The following is a 16,907-nucleotide window of genomic DNA, read 5'->3' as shown; positions in this document are numbered from 1 at the left end:
ACTTAGCTGGTATATTTAGCGAATCTGCTTTGTTCCCATATGCATTGCCGCTACGCCAAGGGTATAGCTTTTCACCTCGACAAAAGAAAAGCCTGCTTCTTGAAAGAGTTCTTTTAACTTATCTTTATCAGGGAAATGCTTAGTCGATTCGTTCAGCCAGGAGTATTCATCATAACTTTCCGCAAAAAGTTTACCAAAAAGGGGCATGATGAAACGGAAATAAAAGAAATATAATTGCCTGAAGCCAATGATTTCCGGCTGCGAAGTTTCTAAACAAACTACCTTACCATTCGGTTTCACAACCCGGTACATCTCTTTTAATACCGTTAAATAATCACGGACGTTTCGTAAGCCGAAACCGATCGTCACATAATCAAATGTATCGTCTGGAAAAGGTAGTTCCATTGCATCTCCATGTACAAGATCAAGCTGTGATAAATTTAATGCATCACGTTTTTCTTCGGCGATAGAAAGCATATTTTTGCTGAAATCCAAACCGACGACTTCTCCTTCGTCACCGACAGCTTCAGCAAGGGTTAGAGCCCAGTCTCCTGTGCCACAGCAGACATCCAGCGCTTTTGCACCTTTTTCCACGTGCATTCTGTCCATCACATCTTTCCGCCATAATTTATGCTGTTGGAAAGAAATAATGGAATTCATGGAATCATAATTTTGATATATCTTTTCGAATACGTGATGGACACGTTCTTCTTTCGTTTGTTTTTGCATATCTACCCTTCTTCCACATTCGAAGCTTTCATAGCAACATGATCCGCTCTTCTCTGATTAAAGTAGTTATAAATTTCTCCAGAAGAATGGGGGAGTTGCTTTAACCCTTGTTGGAGAGTCAGCCATTCTTTATGGAGAATATATCTAAATTTATCCTCTTTGTTCATATACGTATTGGAACGTTTAACATCTAACAAACTGTTAAGCACAATTTCATCTGCCATTACCCGTTCCTTCTCCTCTTGGAGCGTTGAAATATAGAACCATTGTGTTATGTTATCTACAAATTCATCGTGTTTAAAGTATGCTGCAACTGTTTTTAATAGCAATGTGTTGATTTGCACTTTCAAGTCGATATACTCATTAAGGCTTGCGAATTCCTGATAGTAAAGTTTCATTTTCAACTCATTGATCGCTTTAATTGCAGACGCTAGTTTATGTATAAAATCAAACTCATCTATTTGTGAGAGCAGATAGTAGTATAAGCCGCTATAATAATCACCAGCAAGCACGTGTAGCTGTCTGGATAGATTTTCCTCCGTGCTTTCATCTGCTTCACTTTCATTAACCAGTTCGTGGGTATCTAATGCTATCTGAACAAGCATGGTCGTAACAATATATGCATCACGCTTTGTATGGGGAAGCGCGGAATTAATTGGAACGAGATTTGATAGAATAAATAATTTATCTTCTTCTATCACGGGCTTTTGAATATTTTTCCATAGAAAGTCATATCTTATTTTTTCTTCTATTGCTTTTTTAAATCGAAGTATTTCATTTACCGAGTTACTCAAGAGAAATCACCTAAGCCCTTTCGTCTATAGAAGTGCCTTAGCTATTATAGCATATTTAATTACAATCTACATCTTCCCATTTATGTAGAAGTAAAATTTGTAAAACTAGTGAAACTCACTTTTATTCGTTGCTCATTTCTCCATTATTTGTTTGAATAACAGCTTTGCCGCGGATCTTTACTGCAGATGTATGCTCGGTGAATTGCGCAATCATGATTTCATCCTTATCAAGCTTTTCTGTATGGTGAAATTTCGTATCGGTACCTCGGGTGAGTCCAATGACATTCACACCGTCTTCCAGCGCTTTGATAACAATATAATCTGTTTTGAAATTTGGCTCTTTCATGCTTTCATCCCCTTAAACACCTTATATTTTAAATTTACCAACTTCTATATTCTCATGATTTGCATGCTTTTTGCAACATTGTAGAATGCATTAAAAAAGGGTACGTATAAAACGTACCCTTTATAAGCCCTATGTAGCAAGTTATTTAACAGCATCTTTAAGAGCTTTTCCTGGTTTGAACGCAGGTACTTTGCTTGCAGGGATTTCGATTTCTTCTCCAGTTTGTGGGTTACGGCCTTTACGTGCTGCACGGTCGCGCACCTCGAAGTTACCGAAACCGATCAATTGTACTTTTTCACCTTGTTTAAGTGAATCCATGACAGTTTCAAATACAGCTTCAACTGCTTTTGTTGCGTCTTTCTTAGAAAGCTCAGTTTTCTCAGCTACTGCATTGATTAAATCAGTTTTGTTCATGACATTCACCTCCTCCCGAAATGTTAAACTTGACAGTGTAACAAACAAAAACTACTTAATTCATTTGTTCACATCTTTGTCTCCTTTTATACCTTGTTACCAAAATCAATTAGTAACAAGGCTAATATTAAACGAATTCGCATTGAAATTCAACAATATATGCGCTTTTTCTGCATATTTTTTATAAAAACAGCTACTTCGCTCCATTCGTCAGATATTTCAGATGTGAAAGCAGTTTTCATTTGAGTACCCTATACTATACCTATTCGACAAGGATTTCTATTTTCCTGCCGTCCAAAAATAAAAAGCAGCCTTTTTCAGCTGCTATAAAATGATTGCCAATAATCCGCCCGATCCTTCATTGATGATGCGCTCTAATGTATCCTTCAGTTTATATCTGGCGTTTTCTGGCATTAATGAAATTTTTCCTTGAATACCTTCTCGTACAATCGAATTGAGAGATCTTCCGAATATATCCGATTCCCAGATAGATAATGGGTCGTCTTCAAAATCCTGCATTAAATATCTCACAAGTTCTTCACTTTGCTTCTCCGTCCCGATAATCGGTGCGAATTCTGATTCAACTTCGACTTTAATCATATGAATGGATGGAGCAACTGCTTTCAGTCTTACGCCAAATCTTGTACCTTGCCGGATAATTTCCGGTTCATCGAGGATCATATCTTGTACACTCGGAGCTGCAATTCCATAACCCGTCTGTTTTACCATCTGCAGGGCACTTGCAATCTGATCATATTCCCGTTTCGCATGGGTAAATTCCTGCATAAGTTCCAAGAGATGGTCTTTCCCCCGGATTTCTTCTCCAACAATTTCTTTTAATATTTCATCATACAATTCCGGCGGAGCGTGGAGATCAATTTCCGCAATTCCTTCTCCCATCTCCATACCGGCTAAGTTTGCCTGGTCAATGTATTCATATTCTGAAAATGTTGCAACAATCTCATCGACATCTCTTAAACGTTTAATGTTCTTCACTGTTGTTTGAATTGCGCTCTCATAATTCTCCCGCAGCCAATGCTCCTCTTTAAGGACCATCACCCAGCTTGGTAGATTTACATTCACCTCAAGTACAGGGAATTCAAACAAAGCTTCGCGGAGAACTTTATAAACATCTTGCTCTGTCATATTCTCCACACTGACAGCTACAACGGGGATATCATACTTCTCAGCTAACTCCGTTCTTAAAAATTCTGTTTCCGGGCTTGTCGGGCGAACGGAATTCACAACCATAATGAATGGTTTGCCAACATCCTTTAATTCCTCGATTACCTTTTCTTCAGCCTCTTCATAGTCCGAACGGGCAATCTCTCCAATTGTGCCATCGGTTGTTACGACAATTCCAATGGTAGAGTGTTCTTGGATTACCTTTCGAGTTCCAATCTCTGCCGCGTCATGGAATGGTATAGGTTCTTCATACCAAGGAGTGTGAATCATTCGTGGTCCATTTTCATCTTCAAATCCTTTTGCTCCTTCGACTGCATAACCGACACAATCGACAAGCCGCACATTCACATCGAGACCTTGTTCTACATTGACGGTGACTGCTTGATTAGGGATGAACTTGGGCTCCGTTGTCATGATTGTTTTCCCTGCAGCGCTTTGGGGCAGTTCATCCATTGCTCTTGATCTGTCACTTTCATCGGTGATATTTGGCAGGACGACGAGTTCCATAAACCTTTTAATAAATGTTGATTTTCCCGTACGGACAGCTCCGACTATTCCAAGATATATATCTCCGTTTGTCCGTTTAGAAATATCTTTAAAAATATCGATTTTCTCCAAAGAAATCCCTCCCGATCCTAAAAACTATTAGAAATACAGCGGAATATTACTTGACATTACAAGTCTATGATGTTGTCCTAATAAAATATGCATGATTAATCAATACTAGAATGCATTTATATATCTTCCATTATTCTTCGCCTCCATGATATGAAAAGCTATTGGAAAACTAATATGTTATGGAAAACTCCAGATCCCCTACCCTCTCCTTCCGGGGGCACCTGACGAGCCTCGACGCGCAGAATCTGCACATGTAGGCATTGACCACATACAAGAGAGAGAATAGTCTGCCTCGTGGATAAGCCTGCTGAGGGCCTTCTCGATGCTTCTCATTCCGCAGAAGTCAGGAGGCGGCCGAGGCAAACTAAAGGTTCGCACTTTAATTTATACACTCAAAAAATTAGACAGCCTAGCTAACATATCTTCCGGGAGCAGTCCGGATACCTTGAGACTCCTGCGGCAGGACTAGCCTAGGTAAGACCCTGCAGCATGCAAAGTGTGCGAGGAGTAACCTGACCGCCTGTGAAAAGGAGAGGTATCGGGACAGTGGATCTCCAGATAGAAAACCGATGATATATATCAATTAAAGCGAACAATAAAAAACCCTCGGAACAGTATATGTGCCGAGGGTGTTGGTTTATGCATGTTTTTTTGGAGGCTATTCCTCCTCCATCATTAAGACCGGTTCTCCGTCTTTTACCGTGTAAGGAAGCGAATAGGCTGGTGCAAAGGGAGTGTGGTCGGTTAAGAGATAACGGATGTCGTCTCCCTCTTCATAGTCATGATCATATTCGTCTAACGCTTGCTGTAAGTCAATCCGGTAGTCTACATATAAGTTTCCTTCCACATCCATAATAATCGGCAAGTTCTCCTGACTATACGGACTTACGACAGTCGGCGGTTCATCTAGTTTCAATTTCTCATGATCGATGAGATAAATACCATCTTCTACCTTTTCACCAAAAGCCGGGTATGTATGTTCATCACGAAATGTATTCATTCGAATATTAACACTGCGGATGGCTTCCGTAATTCTTAAATCAATCACTTTAACAGTTGGATCAACTTCTGGATTAATTAAAATATATTGATAATAGCCACCATTTTCAAAAGCGTTGCCTGGGATTTCTGCAATCGCATGGTGCTCCTTCAACAAGTTAAAATCTATTAAATATTTCTCAAAAATTGGTGTGTCGCTCGGTTTCGTGCGAATTGGCACGAGGCCATCCGTCTGTTCTTGATAAGTATTTACGGCAGACTGGACTGTTTCAAGCTGTGTAGCATGCGGTACTTGATTCTCTACTCGTTCACTGTCCGGGTACAGGCAGCCCGCAAGCAGGACGAAGGAGAAGGCAAGTACGGCTATTTTTATGTATGAAGCTTTCACTTTTTACCCTCCTGATAACTATCTTGTAGGACCTGTAAACACGACAAAAAGAATAATCAGTGCACCGGATACTAAGCTGAAATAGGCAAGTAAAGAAACGATTCCCGCTATCCAGCCCTTTAATTTTTGTCTGCTTAACCAGATCAGACCCATTGCTAAAAATAATAAAATCATCCCCGCAAACGATACGTACATTTTAAACATGGATATGCTCATTTTATTTCACCCCTAATTTATAGAATCTGCTTAGGAACACCACATATTATACCATAAGCAATTCATATAATTATATCAAGATGTATAAGCTTGTAAAAAAAACCGGAACAGAGGGGGCCGCTCCGTTCCGGGTGACTAGATAATACCCTTGCAGACTCTATCCACGAATGCTTGTGCGATTTATTGTATGCGAGAATGCAACGTTCTGTATCCTCATCTGCCTACTGACCTAATTAATTATCGAATAAATTATTCATGGTTTGAGGATTCATTGGAACTTTATTCTTAACAATTGCTTCTACGATCTTATCCTCTTTATCCTTGGAAACAGGTTTGTTCGCTAATCTAGATAAGCGTTGGATAAGTTCGCGGACCGTTTTTTCATCAGAAAAGTCAGCGTGTTTTACGGAATCTGCCACCTGGTAAATCTCCTCAGGGGATATGTTCGCTTTTTGATTGATTTTATCGAACATGCCTTTTTGAAAATTATTCACTACATTTCCTCCTTGATTCTTTATTTCAACATAGTATATGCAAGGAGAAAGAATGCGTGTGAATCAGGAGTACAGATCCTTAAGCATCTGATCAAGTCCGGCCATCTCTTCACGCTTGTCTCTTGTCATCAATTGAGTGACCGCATCTTTAGGATTTTTATTTTCAAAAAGAATCTGGTAAATCCCTGAAGTGATCGGCATTTCAACCGCTTGTTCTTCAGCAATCTGATACGCGGCCTTAACTGTACGCACCCCTTCAACAACCATGCCCATTTCACTTAGGACATCATCAAGCTGGTGTCCTTTACCCAGCAAGTTTCCAGCACGCCAGTTCCTGCTATGGACACTTGTACACGTAACAATCAAGTCACCAACACCGGATAATCCTAAGAAACTAATCGGGTTCGCTCCTAGCGATGTTCCTAATCGGGTAATTTCAGCAAGTCCTCTTGTGATAAGGGCTGATTTAGCATTGTCACCATACCCCAACCCATCTGAGATACCTGCGCCTAGGGCGATAATATTCTTTAATGCTCCGCCTAATTCAAGCCCTAACACATCTTGACTTGTATACACTCTAAATGTATCACTATTGAATAGATTTTGAGCATGTTTACTCTTCTCTGGATTCTTCGCCGCAACTGTTACCGTTGTCGGGTGTCGCAATGCAACTTCTTCAGCATGGCTTGGACCCGATAGAACAACGATATCGTCGGAAGGATATTCCGGAAATTCTTCAGCAATCATTTCCGATACGCGCTTCAATGTAACGGGCTCAATTCCTTTCGTTGCGTGAATGATCGTTGCTCCGTCCGGTAAGACATGTTGTAAAGAACGGGTCACTTCCCGGATTGCCTTTGCTGGAACAACAATTAAGACAGCCTCCGTTCCCTTCACTGCCTCATTTAAGTCAGAGAAGGCTTGGATTCCTTCAGGTAATTCTACATCTAAATATCTTTCATTGCGCTTTGTATTGTTAATCGCTTCAGCTTGCTCCGCCCGGTGGCTCCACAATCTTACGGAATGACCATTATCAGCTAAAACGATACTTAAGGCAGTCCCCCAGCTCCCTGCACCTAACACTGCAATTTTTTTCATATAACTTTCTCCTCTCTGGCTACTGACGTCTTCTTACAAAAATGTTGATCGGTGTGCCAGTATAGTCAATCGCTTCCCTAATCTTATTTTCTAAAAATCGCTTATACGAGAAATGCATTAACTCCGGATCATTAACAAAGATTACAAAGGAAGGAGGCTTCACAGAAACCTGTGTCGCATAGAGAACCTTCAAACGCTTCCCTTTAAATGTCGGAGTTGGGTTCACCGCAATTGCATCCATAATCACATCGTTCAACAAATTGGTAGGTATCCGTTTTGCATGGTTCTCACTGACCATTTTAACAACCGGAAGCAATGTGTGCAGTCGCTTTTTCGTCTCCGCAGATAAAAATACAATCGGTGCGTAATCCAAAAATTGAAACTGCATTCTGATGTCCTCTTCGAATTTCTGCATTGCCTTTTGATCAGATTCGACGGTATCCCATTTATTAACTACAATGACAACTGCCCGCCCTTCTTCATGGGCATAACCGGCCACTCGTTTATCCTGTTCAATGATTCCAGTTTCAGCATCAATCAAGACAAGGGCAACGTCCGCCCTTTCAATCGCCTTTAAAGTCCGCAGCACACTATATTTCTCCGTCGTCTCATATACTTTCCCGCGTTTTCGCATACCTGCCGTATCGATGATGACATAGTCTTGTCCATCCCTAGTGAATGGAGTATCAACCGCATCTCGTGTCGTCCCTTCCATATTACTTACGATGACACGATCTTCATTTAAGAGTGCATTTACTAAGGAGGACTTACCGACATTCGGCCGCCCGATTACACTGAAGTAAATCGTTTCATCATCATCTTCTGGTTCTTCTTCTGGAGGAAAGTGGCGAATCACTTCATCCAGTAAATCACCAAGACCGAGACCATGAGCGCCTGAAATAGGAAAAGGCTCTCCAAATCCAAGAGAATAATATTCGTAAATAGTTTCTTGCATCTCTGGATTATCTATTTTATTCACACCTAAAACAATCGGTTTGTTGGATTTAAATAATAATTTAGCAACTTCCTCATCCGCTCCAGTGATTCCTTCTTTACCATTTACTAGAAAAATAATAACATCTGCCTCATCGATTGCAATTTCAGCTTGTTGGCGCATTTGAACAAGCAATGGTTCGTCGCCCGCTTCAATTCCTCCTGTATCGATGAGATTAAATTCTCTATTCAGCCATTCCGCTTGCGAATAGATCCGGTCTCTTGTAACACCGGGAATATCTTCTACAATTGAAATTCTTTCACCGACTAATCGGTTAAATATCGTTGATTTGCCTACATTAGGTCTTCCAACTATTGCAACAACTGATTTTCTCATGAAAGGAACTTCCCTTCTGCACCATACTTTATTACTTCATTCATTCTAGCAAAATCAACCGATTTAAACAATTTTAAACCGAAATCAATGTTTTACAATGATGTACAATTCCTCGCTTAAGGAATGCGCAATTCCGTCTGTTATCGCTTCCAGATTTGCAGCAATCATTTCCAGTTCTTGCTTGGATTCACAAATAAAAATTGGTGCGCCTCCATCAATTTTTGATTGATCTGTTGTAATGACGGCAAGGATGGCTTTCTCGATATTCATCATTCATCCCTCGTTTCATGATAGGATTTTGATTCGGTAGGCATGCGGATTGCGCTTTCGAGCACTGGAACGGCACCGATAATTTTAATGGCAAGGTCAATATCACGGTTTTGCGGAAGAATAAACATACCGATTCTGCCGTCGTCCAAATCCCGTTTAATAAGCGGTGTTAAAGCTGGTGTTCCCGAGTCACGAAAAATCCCAAGTGAAACAGAAACGTCGTGAAGCATTGCCTGTCGTTGCCCTAAATTAGCTAAGGTCTGCACGACATTCCGGTTTTTCGGATAGATGATGAATCCGGCACCGTATTTCAATATTTCTTCACGTCTTTCTTTTAACCCAATATTCATAATATAAATATTATCAACATACAACCCCGCACCATCAAACTTCAAAGGGGTATATTCGATATTAGCGATGCTTTTAATCGTTTTGCCACTCATTAGGCGTAACCCTAGAAGGACGGAAACAACACCTCCAGCGATCGCAATGGGAAGGCTAAAATAAATATACAATACTGTAGAAATAAGCGCCGTGAAAATACAAAGATAATTTCTGCTTTCAAATGAAATTGCAATCCCTTCAATATACACTTTCCCACGGGGAACTAGCTCCAAGGGGTCAATCTCAGTCAATGTATTCCTCTCCATATTACGGACCTCCCGAAATTGCGTAGCGGCAACCGTTAGTAACGTAACTGCCGTATATTCTCGCTCAATTAATGCAGGAACTGCAATCGCCCCTAAAGAGGCCGCAATAAATCCAAGAGAAACGTGAATGATTTTCCCGTGGAGATAGGTTGGATACTGTCTATAATCAGTTCTCAACATTAGAATCCTTGCCATCGTACCGACAAACACGCCAAATAAAATGGCATACTTAAATTCGCTCATATTCTCACTCCTTGGCATTCAGTCTGCCAAAAAAGCAATTCTTGTATACACCAAGAAAAAGGTCCTCCTTTCGCAGGAAGACCTTTCATTATTATTTATATTTGTCGAGCTGATCGCCAATGACGTCTCCAAGTTGGAATCCGGAATGGTCGTCATCTTTTTCATAATTTTTAACTTCGACTTGCTCTTTCTCCTGTTCCAATTCTTTGATACTTAAGGAAATACGTTCGTCTTCTTCGTTCACGTCAAGCACTTTAACATTCACTTGCTGACCTACTTCAAGCACTTCATCTGGTGTGCCGATATGACGGTTCGCAATCTGAGAAATGTGAACAAGTCCTTCTACTCCAGGGAATAATTCAATAAAAGCACCAAAGCTAACTAAGCGTTTAACGGTTCCTTCTAACACATCACCTTGAGAAACGCGTTCCCCGATGTTTGTCCAAGGTCCTGGTAAGGTCGCTTTATGGGATAGAGAAATTCTTTCATTATCTCTGTCGACGGATAGCACTTCCACTTCAATCTTGTCACCTTCTGAAACAACATCGGAAGCTTTTTCAACATGGTAGTGGGCTAATTGGGAAATATGAACTAGTCCATCAATACCGCCGAGATCAACGAATGCACCAAAGCCTGTTAGGCGTTGTACAGTTCCTTCAATTACTTGACCTTGCTCGAGAGAATCAAGAAGTTCTTTCTTTTTCTCCTCTTCTTCCTTTTCAACTACGGCACGGTGAGAAAGGATAACGCGATTTTGACTGCGGTCGAGTTCTTCTACAATAACTTCTAATGTTTTACCTTCATAATCACTGAAATCTTCTACATAATATGTTTCTACGAGTGATGCAGGGATGAAACCACGCACACCCACATCAACAACAAGTCCACCCTTAACAACTTCTTTTACAACGGTTTCAAAAACTTCCTTGTTGTCATGCTTTGCTTCAAGGTCTTCCCATGCTTTTTCAGCATCTACTGCCCGCTTGGACAATACTACTTCTTCATCTGTCAATTTCTTCACTTGTAGGGTAACAGAATCCCCTTCGCTTACAACATCGCTTGGAAGCTCGACATGTAAGCTGGAAAGTTCACTAATTGGGACAATTCCCTCTGTTTTATAACCGATATCTACGAGAACTTGTTTTTCCTCTACTTTTACAACTGTTCCCGTAACCGTATCTCCTACATTTAATTCTGGTATTTCGTTAAATTCGTTAGTCATAACCTTAGCCCTCCTAATAGCATCATAGCGATATAAAATTATTCTTTCTATAACTTCTAATAATTACATTTCTTTGTCAAGTAAAGTATTCTAATTTTGCTTATTTTTATACTTTTCCACTTCTTGCAAGATAGAGTGGACGACTTCATGGATGGAAAGGGATGTTGTATCAAGTTCAACCGCATCATCTGCCTTAACTAAAGGTGCTGTTTCACGGTTAGTGTCTATTTCATCTCTTTTCTCAATTTCAGCTTTTAATTGTTCTAAATCCGATGGGATGCCTTTTGCAATATTTTCATCATGACGCCTTTTTGCTCTTTCATCAACAGATGCCACGAGAAATATTTTCACTTGTGCACCGGGAAGGACATGGGTACCAATATCCCGGCCGTCCATCACAACTCCACGGTCTTTCGCTAATTCCCTCTGCCGTTTCAACATCTCTTGGCGTACGGCAGTAAGCTTAGCAATATAAGATACATTCGCAGATACAGGCTGGTAACGGATTTCTTCTGTTACATCTTTTCCATTCAAAATAACACGTTGTCCTGTCGAATCGTTGGCAAGTTCGATATTCGTCTCTAGTAACAAGTTTAAAACTGCTGCCTCATCGGAAGGATCAACTCCATCGTTAAGCGCCTTCAACGTTAATGCACGATACATCGCACCTGTATCCACATAGATATAATTTAATTTCTCGGCTACAATTTTTGCGACCGTGCTCTTACCAGCAGCTGCCGGACCATCAATCGCAATAGCTATATGTTCTTCCTGCATCTACAAACTTCCGTCCTCTCATAAGCATGTGGGTAATTTCTTCATAAGTACTGTAAGTAATAATCATTTCTATCTCTTGTTTATCATAGCATAATTCAATTTGACTGGTCTACAATCTCTACTTAAGATAATTCTTTTTTTCTCATTTCCCGCTGTTTTTCAAAACAGTAACTGATGACTAATTGTTGATCCATCGGTTTTAATCCAAGGAACTTTATTGAAGCTGTATGGATTCCGTTTCTCAGTTGCAAGAAAACGACTTGACCCGCTGTCTGTATATAATGATATTTCCCTGAGCTAAAGCTGAGTACGAGCCAGACATTAATCACTTCATGTATATCCAGTAGATCTTCCCTTGGCACGATTAATGATAACCCGCCACCGCTTATGTCGGAAGTAACCGTTGTAAAAGCTTCCTTGTCCTCATTTTGACGATGGATAGCGGCATCAATTGTTGCATCCACACGTACAAACTGTCTCCGCTGAATTCGCTCAATATCTTCTAGCTCTGGTTTACAAAGTGCTAAAGCGGGGACATTCATCTTAACTCTATCTGCAAGTGTCGTCTGAAATTGATAAACTGCTTCATCATCACCTACGAAATCAACTTTAAAAGAGGCACCTATTTGGAAAAATTTGGTCTTCCCTGTTTGTTTATGTACGGGATAATCAATAAGAAGATAGTTGTCGTTGATGTCAACAACTTTACAATAATATTCATCCGCTTGCAATCCAGGTTCTTTAAATGTTAATCCCAGTTTTGTGCCAATCTTTATCATTGGTCCTTTCATATCTTCACCACGATTCTATCTGCCTTCATTACGGAATGATTGTATATATTTATTATTACAGATTTAAGAGAAAAGGGGAAGGCTTTTTGCCTCCCCCCTTTACCTGTATTAAAAAAATATAAAATAAAGATGCAGTGGACAACTATAGTTGCTAGCAATCGCCACATCCGTTCTGGAGCTTTTTCAGGAATACTTCAATTCCTTGCCCCCGAGTTTTTCGACTTTTTCTTCTCTGCCATCCATGGCGTTAATGAAGATGCGGTACGTATCATTGTTGAATGTACCTAAGAATTCATAAGTAAGCACTTCTTCATCCACATCATTCGTAATAATCGCTAGGCCGCTTTCTTCTATTTGGACATTCGGATTAACGAATTCACGTGCTTCTTCTTCCGTTAGTTCCGGTTCATCGATTTCTCGTTCATGATGATTACTATAATATTCGCTTGCTGTCACTCCTAAGACATCTCCATTATCTAGCGCTACTTTCACCTCTACGGAATCAGAATAAATCCGAATGCCATCCTGATTATAATTGAACGAATACATTCCGACATTATTCAGCTCCATACTTTGATATAGTTCCATATCGTCAAAGTCAAATTGCTCCAAATATTTTTCCGCATGTTCTTGTCCTTCATGCAAACTAAGCTTCTTATTTTCTACCGGACGTTCGATTAATAATGTTAACGGATAACCTCCTTTTTGAGAGAGGTCCATGTAAGCGCGTTTCTCACCATTTTGATAAGATACACTGTAAATTGGAATATCGGCGCCATCTCCAGAAGGTGTAATTTCAATATTTTCTTTCGAATTGATATCGAAAATCTTTCTGCTTTTATCTAATGCTTCCTCTTCACTCAATTCTTTTCCGGGTAGATTTTCGAAGTGATCTTCTGGTTTTGTACTAACCCCGATTAAACCGGATTGGCTGTTCGCCTCAGCGTACCCCTCCACTTGCTTCTCCACAGTTTTGAACCCATCGATAATCGTGTTATCTGTTTGGTCATTGTTAACCAATGCAAGCTGAACATCCATCCACCGCAAATTATTTTCAAGTGCTAAATGCTGTACATGCCGCAATTCATCCTTAATATCATTTGCTTGCACGTAAAGATTCTCTAGAACTTTCGTTTCATCTTCAGTTAGCGGGTCATCATCCAAGTTGCGAATTGCCGTGCGGTACGTGAAATCACCAATATTCGAGAGAAACTCTTCTGTTTTATTAAATGGCAAGAGCCCAAGTGGTAATTGGGAAACATTGGAATGGGCTTCTGAAGTAATCCGCCAAATATCAACGAACTTAGGTGATAACCGTTCATGGGAGTTCATTGCCAGCACTGTTCCAATCTCATCATGCAGTAAATCCATATAATAACTAAGTTCGTGGAATGATTTTTGATAACTGTTTTCCGCCTGTATTAAAATCGCATTTTTCTCCTGGTGTTCTTGGTAGCCCCAAATGGCTGCACCAACTAATCCGAGCGACAGAATACCAATGGTAATCCAACGAATCATACTATTCACGCCTTCCTATTTACAAAAGATATGCTTACCAATTTGCTTAATCTGCGGCCTTGACCATATCCAAGGCGAGGTTGCCGTATCCGGGTTAAAATAATAAATGGCATTGGATGAAGGATCCCAACCATTAATTGCATCAAGCACAGCCTCTTTTGCCACATCATTCGGTGTGAGCCAGATTTGACCATCTGCTACGGCTGTAAAAGCCCGTGGCTCAAAGATGACACCTGAGACTGTATTGGGAAAACTAGGACTCGCTACCCGGTTAAGAATTACGGCTGCAACTGCAACCTGACCTTCATATGGCTCTCCCCTTGCCTCCCCATATACCGCATTTGCCATCAATTGAATATCATTCTGTGAAAAGCCTTGCGGAACATTGACTGCGGTTGTATTATCTACCGGTACATTTTGCTCTGTTTGTTGTGCTTGGCCAGCCTGTTGCTGCCCGCCTTCCGTTCCGCCATAATGACTAAAGCGATTACCCTTGGAAATTTGTTCTTTCACATAAGCTTCATTGAACTGACTCGCTTTTACTAGTTTATTCTTTGTCTCCTGACCAGCGAGCCCATCAATGTTCATACCGAATTCATATTGGAAATTGCGAAGAGCCCAATATGTTCCCCACCCGAAAACTCCGTCAATATTTCCGTTGTAAAATCCTAAATATTGTAATCTCGCCTGTAATTCAATAACATCATCCCCAACTGCACCATGTTGAATAACCTGGGGACTGAATGCTTGTGCCTCTTCTTTTCCGTCGAAGAATAAAGGTAATAGAAACAAACCGAAAACGATGAAAAAACTAATCTGTCTGTATCGCAAGTCTAACCCTCCTCAAAAAACGATTCGTCATGCCGAAGAATCTTTGCTTATCTTCCGCGAAATGTTAACTAAGTTATCAGAGTATAAGCGTCCGTTTCCTCTCACCTTTTTAATTTGATTTCCTTATCTTTTACAAGCTGAAAGATATACGAACGGTTACACTTTGATAAAGCAATGACTTGAGGATAGCTTTTGTTGCTAATCTATTTTTATACACTTTTATGAAATAAAAAGCATGTACAGCTAGGGATACTGTACATGCTTTTGTAACGACGTATTCTGTTCTTTAATTCAAATCAGGTTGATTAGCAATTTTCATGCGGTGAAGTCCGAATATCCATAAGATAATCATAAATGGGACAAGGTAGTAAATCCAGTTGCTCGAAACTGACTGCAAGATGTAATTATAGATTCCATGAAGTAGAAACGGGATGAAAAAAGCGAGCCAAAGATTAAACCTTGTCTTACTTACACGTGTCTTCGCTTTTCCGAAATAATACCCCATAATAACACCGAATAATGCATGAGATGATACAGGAAATATCGCTCTTGAAAAGGCATATTCAATACCATTTGTCAGTAAATATAAGATATTTTCCACCGAGGCGAAACCCAAACTAATTGCCACAGCATATACAATTCCATCATAATGGTCATCAAATTCGTCATGATGGTACATGGAGAACATAAAAATAAACCATTTTAAAAATTCTTCCAGTAAAGCAACTTGGAAAAAGGATGTCAAGAAAATATTTAACACGAACCCTTCCTTTACAAATGCATGCTGCACAAACATAATCGGAAATACAATCAGACAGCCTAATAGAAAAGACCGTACAATTAAAGGGATTGGTTCCGTATATTCATCCTTTAGATAAAAAAAGGACATCAATGCTACAACAGGGGCAAGTCCCACAGAAAAAATAGCAATCATAGTTATAAACCTCTTTCCAAGTACAATACTTTTATCGTATCATGAAGTTATCCTATTGGAAATAGTGAAAATGTGAAGCAGGTGATTTCGTTGAAGAAAATCTTGATTATCCATACAGGTGGAACAATTTCGATGCTGGAAAACAAGGAAACTGGAGCAGTTAACGTTACAGATGAACATCCATTGACTAAACTGCAGGATCAATACAACAAATTTGCCGATGTGGATGAATTCGTTGTTTTTGACCTGCCTTCCCCACATATTACACCAAAGAACATGTTGGAACTGGCAGAGTACATTAAACAATCCATACCTAAATACGATGGGATTGTCATTACTCATGGTACAGATACACTGGAAGAGACGGCGTATTTCCTTGATCTGGTGATCGATACTGAAAAGCCGATTATCATTACCGGTGCCATGCGTTCCAGTAATGAAATCGGATCAGATGCACTCTATAATTTAATCAGTTCCCTCCGCGTTGCCTGCGCGGAACAAGCAAATGGCAAAGGTGTACTAGTTGTTATGAACGATGAAATTCATACAGCTGCAAACGTCACGAAGACCTCAACAAGCAATGTCGCAACCTTTCAAAGTCCGCAATATGGCCCAATTGGAATTGTTACGAAAGAATTGATTGTTTTCCATCACAGCATTTTAAAAAGGGAGCATTATCCTGTTACGAAAGTTCGATCTAAAGTTTTTCTTCTGAAGGCATTTGCTGGGATGGATGAGGATTTAATTCACGCGCTCCACTTAGGGAAACCGGATGGACTTGTTATTGAGGCATTTGGCCAAGGTAATTTACCAGGAGCGATTATGGATGCACTTACGATAGTTATAAATGATAATATCCCAATCATCCTCGTCTCCCGCTGTTACCAAGGAACCGTTCAGCCAACTTATGCTTATTCCGGTGGCGGTAGACAATTAAATGAAATAGGTGTAATCTTCGCTAATGGACTAACCGGCCCTAAAGCAAGAATCAAATTACTCCTTGCCTTAGAACAAACGACGAATATGGAAGAGTTGAGCAAACTATTTTCTGAACAGTAAA

General features: G+C 40.1%; 19 protein-coding genes. 1 reads left to right on the top strand and 18 read right to left on the bottom strand.

The window, feature by feature from the left end:
* Window positions 1-15: 15 nt before the first annotated feature.
* The 18 genes from SPD53_RS01770 to prsW form a co-directional block, all read right to left on the bottom strand.
* Window positions 16-729: a demethylmenaquinone methyltransferase gene (locus SPD53_RS01770; protein ID WP_336251470.1), complete on the bottom strand. Its 714-nt coding sequence runs from the start codon at window positions 727-729 to the stop codon at window positions 16-18.
* A 2-nt stretch (window positions 730-731) separates the two neighbouring features.
* Window positions 732-1,523 carry a heptaprenyl diphosphate synthase component 1 gene (locus tag SPD53_RS01765; protein ID WP_336251469.1) on the bottom strand — a complete coding sequence of 264 codons (792 nt, stop codon included), beginning with the start codon at window positions 1,521-1,523 and terminating at the stop codon, window positions 732-734.
* Window positions 1,524-1,644: 121 nt separating this feature from the next.
* Window positions 1,645-1,869 carry a trp RNA-binding attenuation protein MtrB gene (mtrB, locus tag SPD53_RS01760; protein WP_156855889.1) on the bottom strand — a complete coding sequence of 75 codons (225 nt, stop codon included), beginning with the start codon at window positions 1,867-1,869 and terminating at the stop codon, window positions 1,645-1,647.
* Window positions 1,870-2,010: 141 nt separating this feature from the next.
* Complete coding sequence (locus tag SPD53_RS01755) at window positions 2,011-2,283, bottom strand: HU family DNA-binding protein (protein WP_156855890.1); 273 nt, start codon at window positions 2,281-2,283, stop codon at window positions 2,011-2,013.
* A gap of 324 nt (window positions 2,284-2,607) precedes the next feature.
* Window positions 2,608-4,086, bottom strand: coding sequence for a stage IV sporulation protein A (gene spoIVA, locus SPD53_RS01750; RefSeq protein ID WP_156855891.1), 1,479 nt, complete (start codon window positions 4,084-4,086; stop codon window positions 2,608-2,610).
* Between the two features lie 658 nt (window positions 4,087-4,744).
* A complete protein-coding gene (locus tag SPD53_RS01745; RefSeq protein WP_336251468.1) occupies window positions 4,745-5,473 on the bottom strand; it encodes a hypothetical protein in 729 nt (242 codons plus the stop codon).
* Window positions 5,474-5,491: 18 nt separating this feature from the next.
* Complete coding sequence (locus tag SPD53_RS01740; protein WP_156855893.1) at window positions 5,492-5,689, bottom strand: DUF2768 domain-containing protein; 198 nt, start codon at window positions 5,687-5,689, stop codon at window positions 5,492-5,494.
* Window positions 5,690-5,922: 233 nt separating this feature from the next.
* Window positions 5,923-6,183 carry a stage VI sporulation protein F gene (locus tag SPD53_RS01735; protein WP_156855894.1) on the bottom strand — a complete coding sequence of 87 codons (261 nt, stop codon included), beginning with the start codon at window positions 6,181-6,183 and terminating at the stop codon, window positions 5,923-5,925.
* A gap of 63 nt (window positions 6,184-6,246) precedes the next feature.
* Window positions 6,247-7,281: an NAD(P)H-dependent glycerol-3-phosphate dehydrogenase gene (locus SPD53_RS01730; protein WP_336251467.1), complete on the bottom strand. Its 1,035-nt coding sequence runs from the start codon at window positions 7,279-7,281 to the stop codon at window positions 6,247-6,249.
* 19 nt (window positions 7,282-7,300) lie between these two features.
* Window positions 7,301-8,611, bottom strand: a complete 1,311-nt coding sequence (der, locus tag SPD53_RS01725) for a ribosome biogenesis GTPase Der (RefSeq protein WP_156855896.1) — start codon at window positions 8,609-8,611, stop codon at window positions 7,301-7,303.
* Between the two features lie 84 nt (window positions 8,612-8,695).
* The gene (locus SPD53_RS01720; protein ID WP_235760798.1) at window positions 8,696-8,881 is read right to left on the bottom strand and encodes a capping complex subunit for YIEGIA; all 186 of its coding nucleotides are present in this window, start codon (window positions 8,879-8,881) and stop codon (window positions 8,696-8,698) included.
* On the bottom strand, window positions 8,881-9,774 hold the full coding sequence (locus SPD53_RS01715; protein ID WP_336251466.1) for a YIEGIA family protein: 894 nt from the start codon (window positions 9,772-9,774) through the stop codon (window positions 8,881-8,883). Before SPD53_RS01715 ends, SPD53_RS01720 begins: the two co-directional genes overlap by 1 nt.
* A 91-nt stretch (window positions 9,775-9,865) precedes the next feature.
* Entirely contained in the window at window positions 9,866-10,996 is a 1,131-nt protein-coding gene (gene rpsA / locus SPD53_RS01710; RefSeq protein WP_336251465.1) for a 30S ribosomal protein S1, read from the bottom strand.
* A 90-nt stretch (window positions 10,997-11,086) separates the two neighbouring features.
* The gene (gene cmk / locus SPD53_RS01705) at window positions 11,087-11,773 is read right to left on the bottom strand and encodes a (d)CMP kinase (RefSeq protein WP_156855899.1); all 687 of its coding nucleotides are present in this window, start codon (window positions 11,771-11,773) and stop codon (window positions 11,087-11,089) included.
* 122 nt (window positions 11,774-11,895) lie between these two features.
* The gene (locus SPD53_RS01700; protein ID WP_336251464.1) at window positions 11,896-12,552 is read right to left on the bottom strand and encodes a flagellar brake protein; all 657 of its coding nucleotides are present in this window, start codon (window positions 12,550-12,552) and stop codon (window positions 11,896-11,898) included.
* Between the two features lie 195 nt (window positions 12,553-12,747).
* Entirely contained in the window at window positions 12,748-14,082 is a 1,335-nt protein-coding gene (gene ypeB, locus SPD53_RS01695) for a germination protein YpeB (RefSeq protein ID WP_336251463.1), read from the bottom strand.
* Window positions 14,083-14,097: 15 nt separating this feature from the next.
* Window positions 14,098-14,886 carry a spore cortex-lytic enzyme gene (sleB, locus tag SPD53_RS01690; protein WP_232334359.1) on the bottom strand — a complete coding sequence of 263 codons (789 nt, stop codon included), beginning with the start codon at window positions 14,884-14,886 and terminating at the stop codon, window positions 14,098-14,100.
* A gap of 313 nt (window positions 14,887-15,199) precedes the next feature.
* Window positions 15,200-15,847, bottom strand: coding sequence for a glutamic-type intramembrane protease PrsW (gene prsW / locus SPD53_RS01685; RefSeq protein WP_156855903.1), 648 nt, complete (start codon window positions 15,845-15,847; stop codon window positions 15,200-15,202).
* 90 nt (window positions 15,848-15,937) lie between these two features.
* Between prsW and SPD53_RS01680 the strand changes: the two genes are divergently transcribed.
* Window positions 15,938-16,906 carry an asparaginase gene (locus tag SPD53_RS01680; RefSeq protein ID WP_198042605.1) on the top strand — a complete coding sequence of 323 codons (969 nt, stop codon included), beginning with the start codon at window positions 15,938-15,940 and terminating at the stop codon, window positions 16,904-16,906.
* The last annotated feature ends 1 nt before the right edge of the window (window position 16,907 follow it).

This window comes from Oceanobacillus sp. MO10714A, assembly GCF_037072045.1.
GTDB classification, from domain to species: Bacteria; Bacillota; Bacilli; order Bacillales; family Amphibacillaceae; genus Oceanobacillus; species Oceanobacillus indicireducens.
The sequence above is the reverse complement of the archived record's forward strand: the minus strand, read 5'-3'. Positions and strand labels throughout refer to the sequence as shown.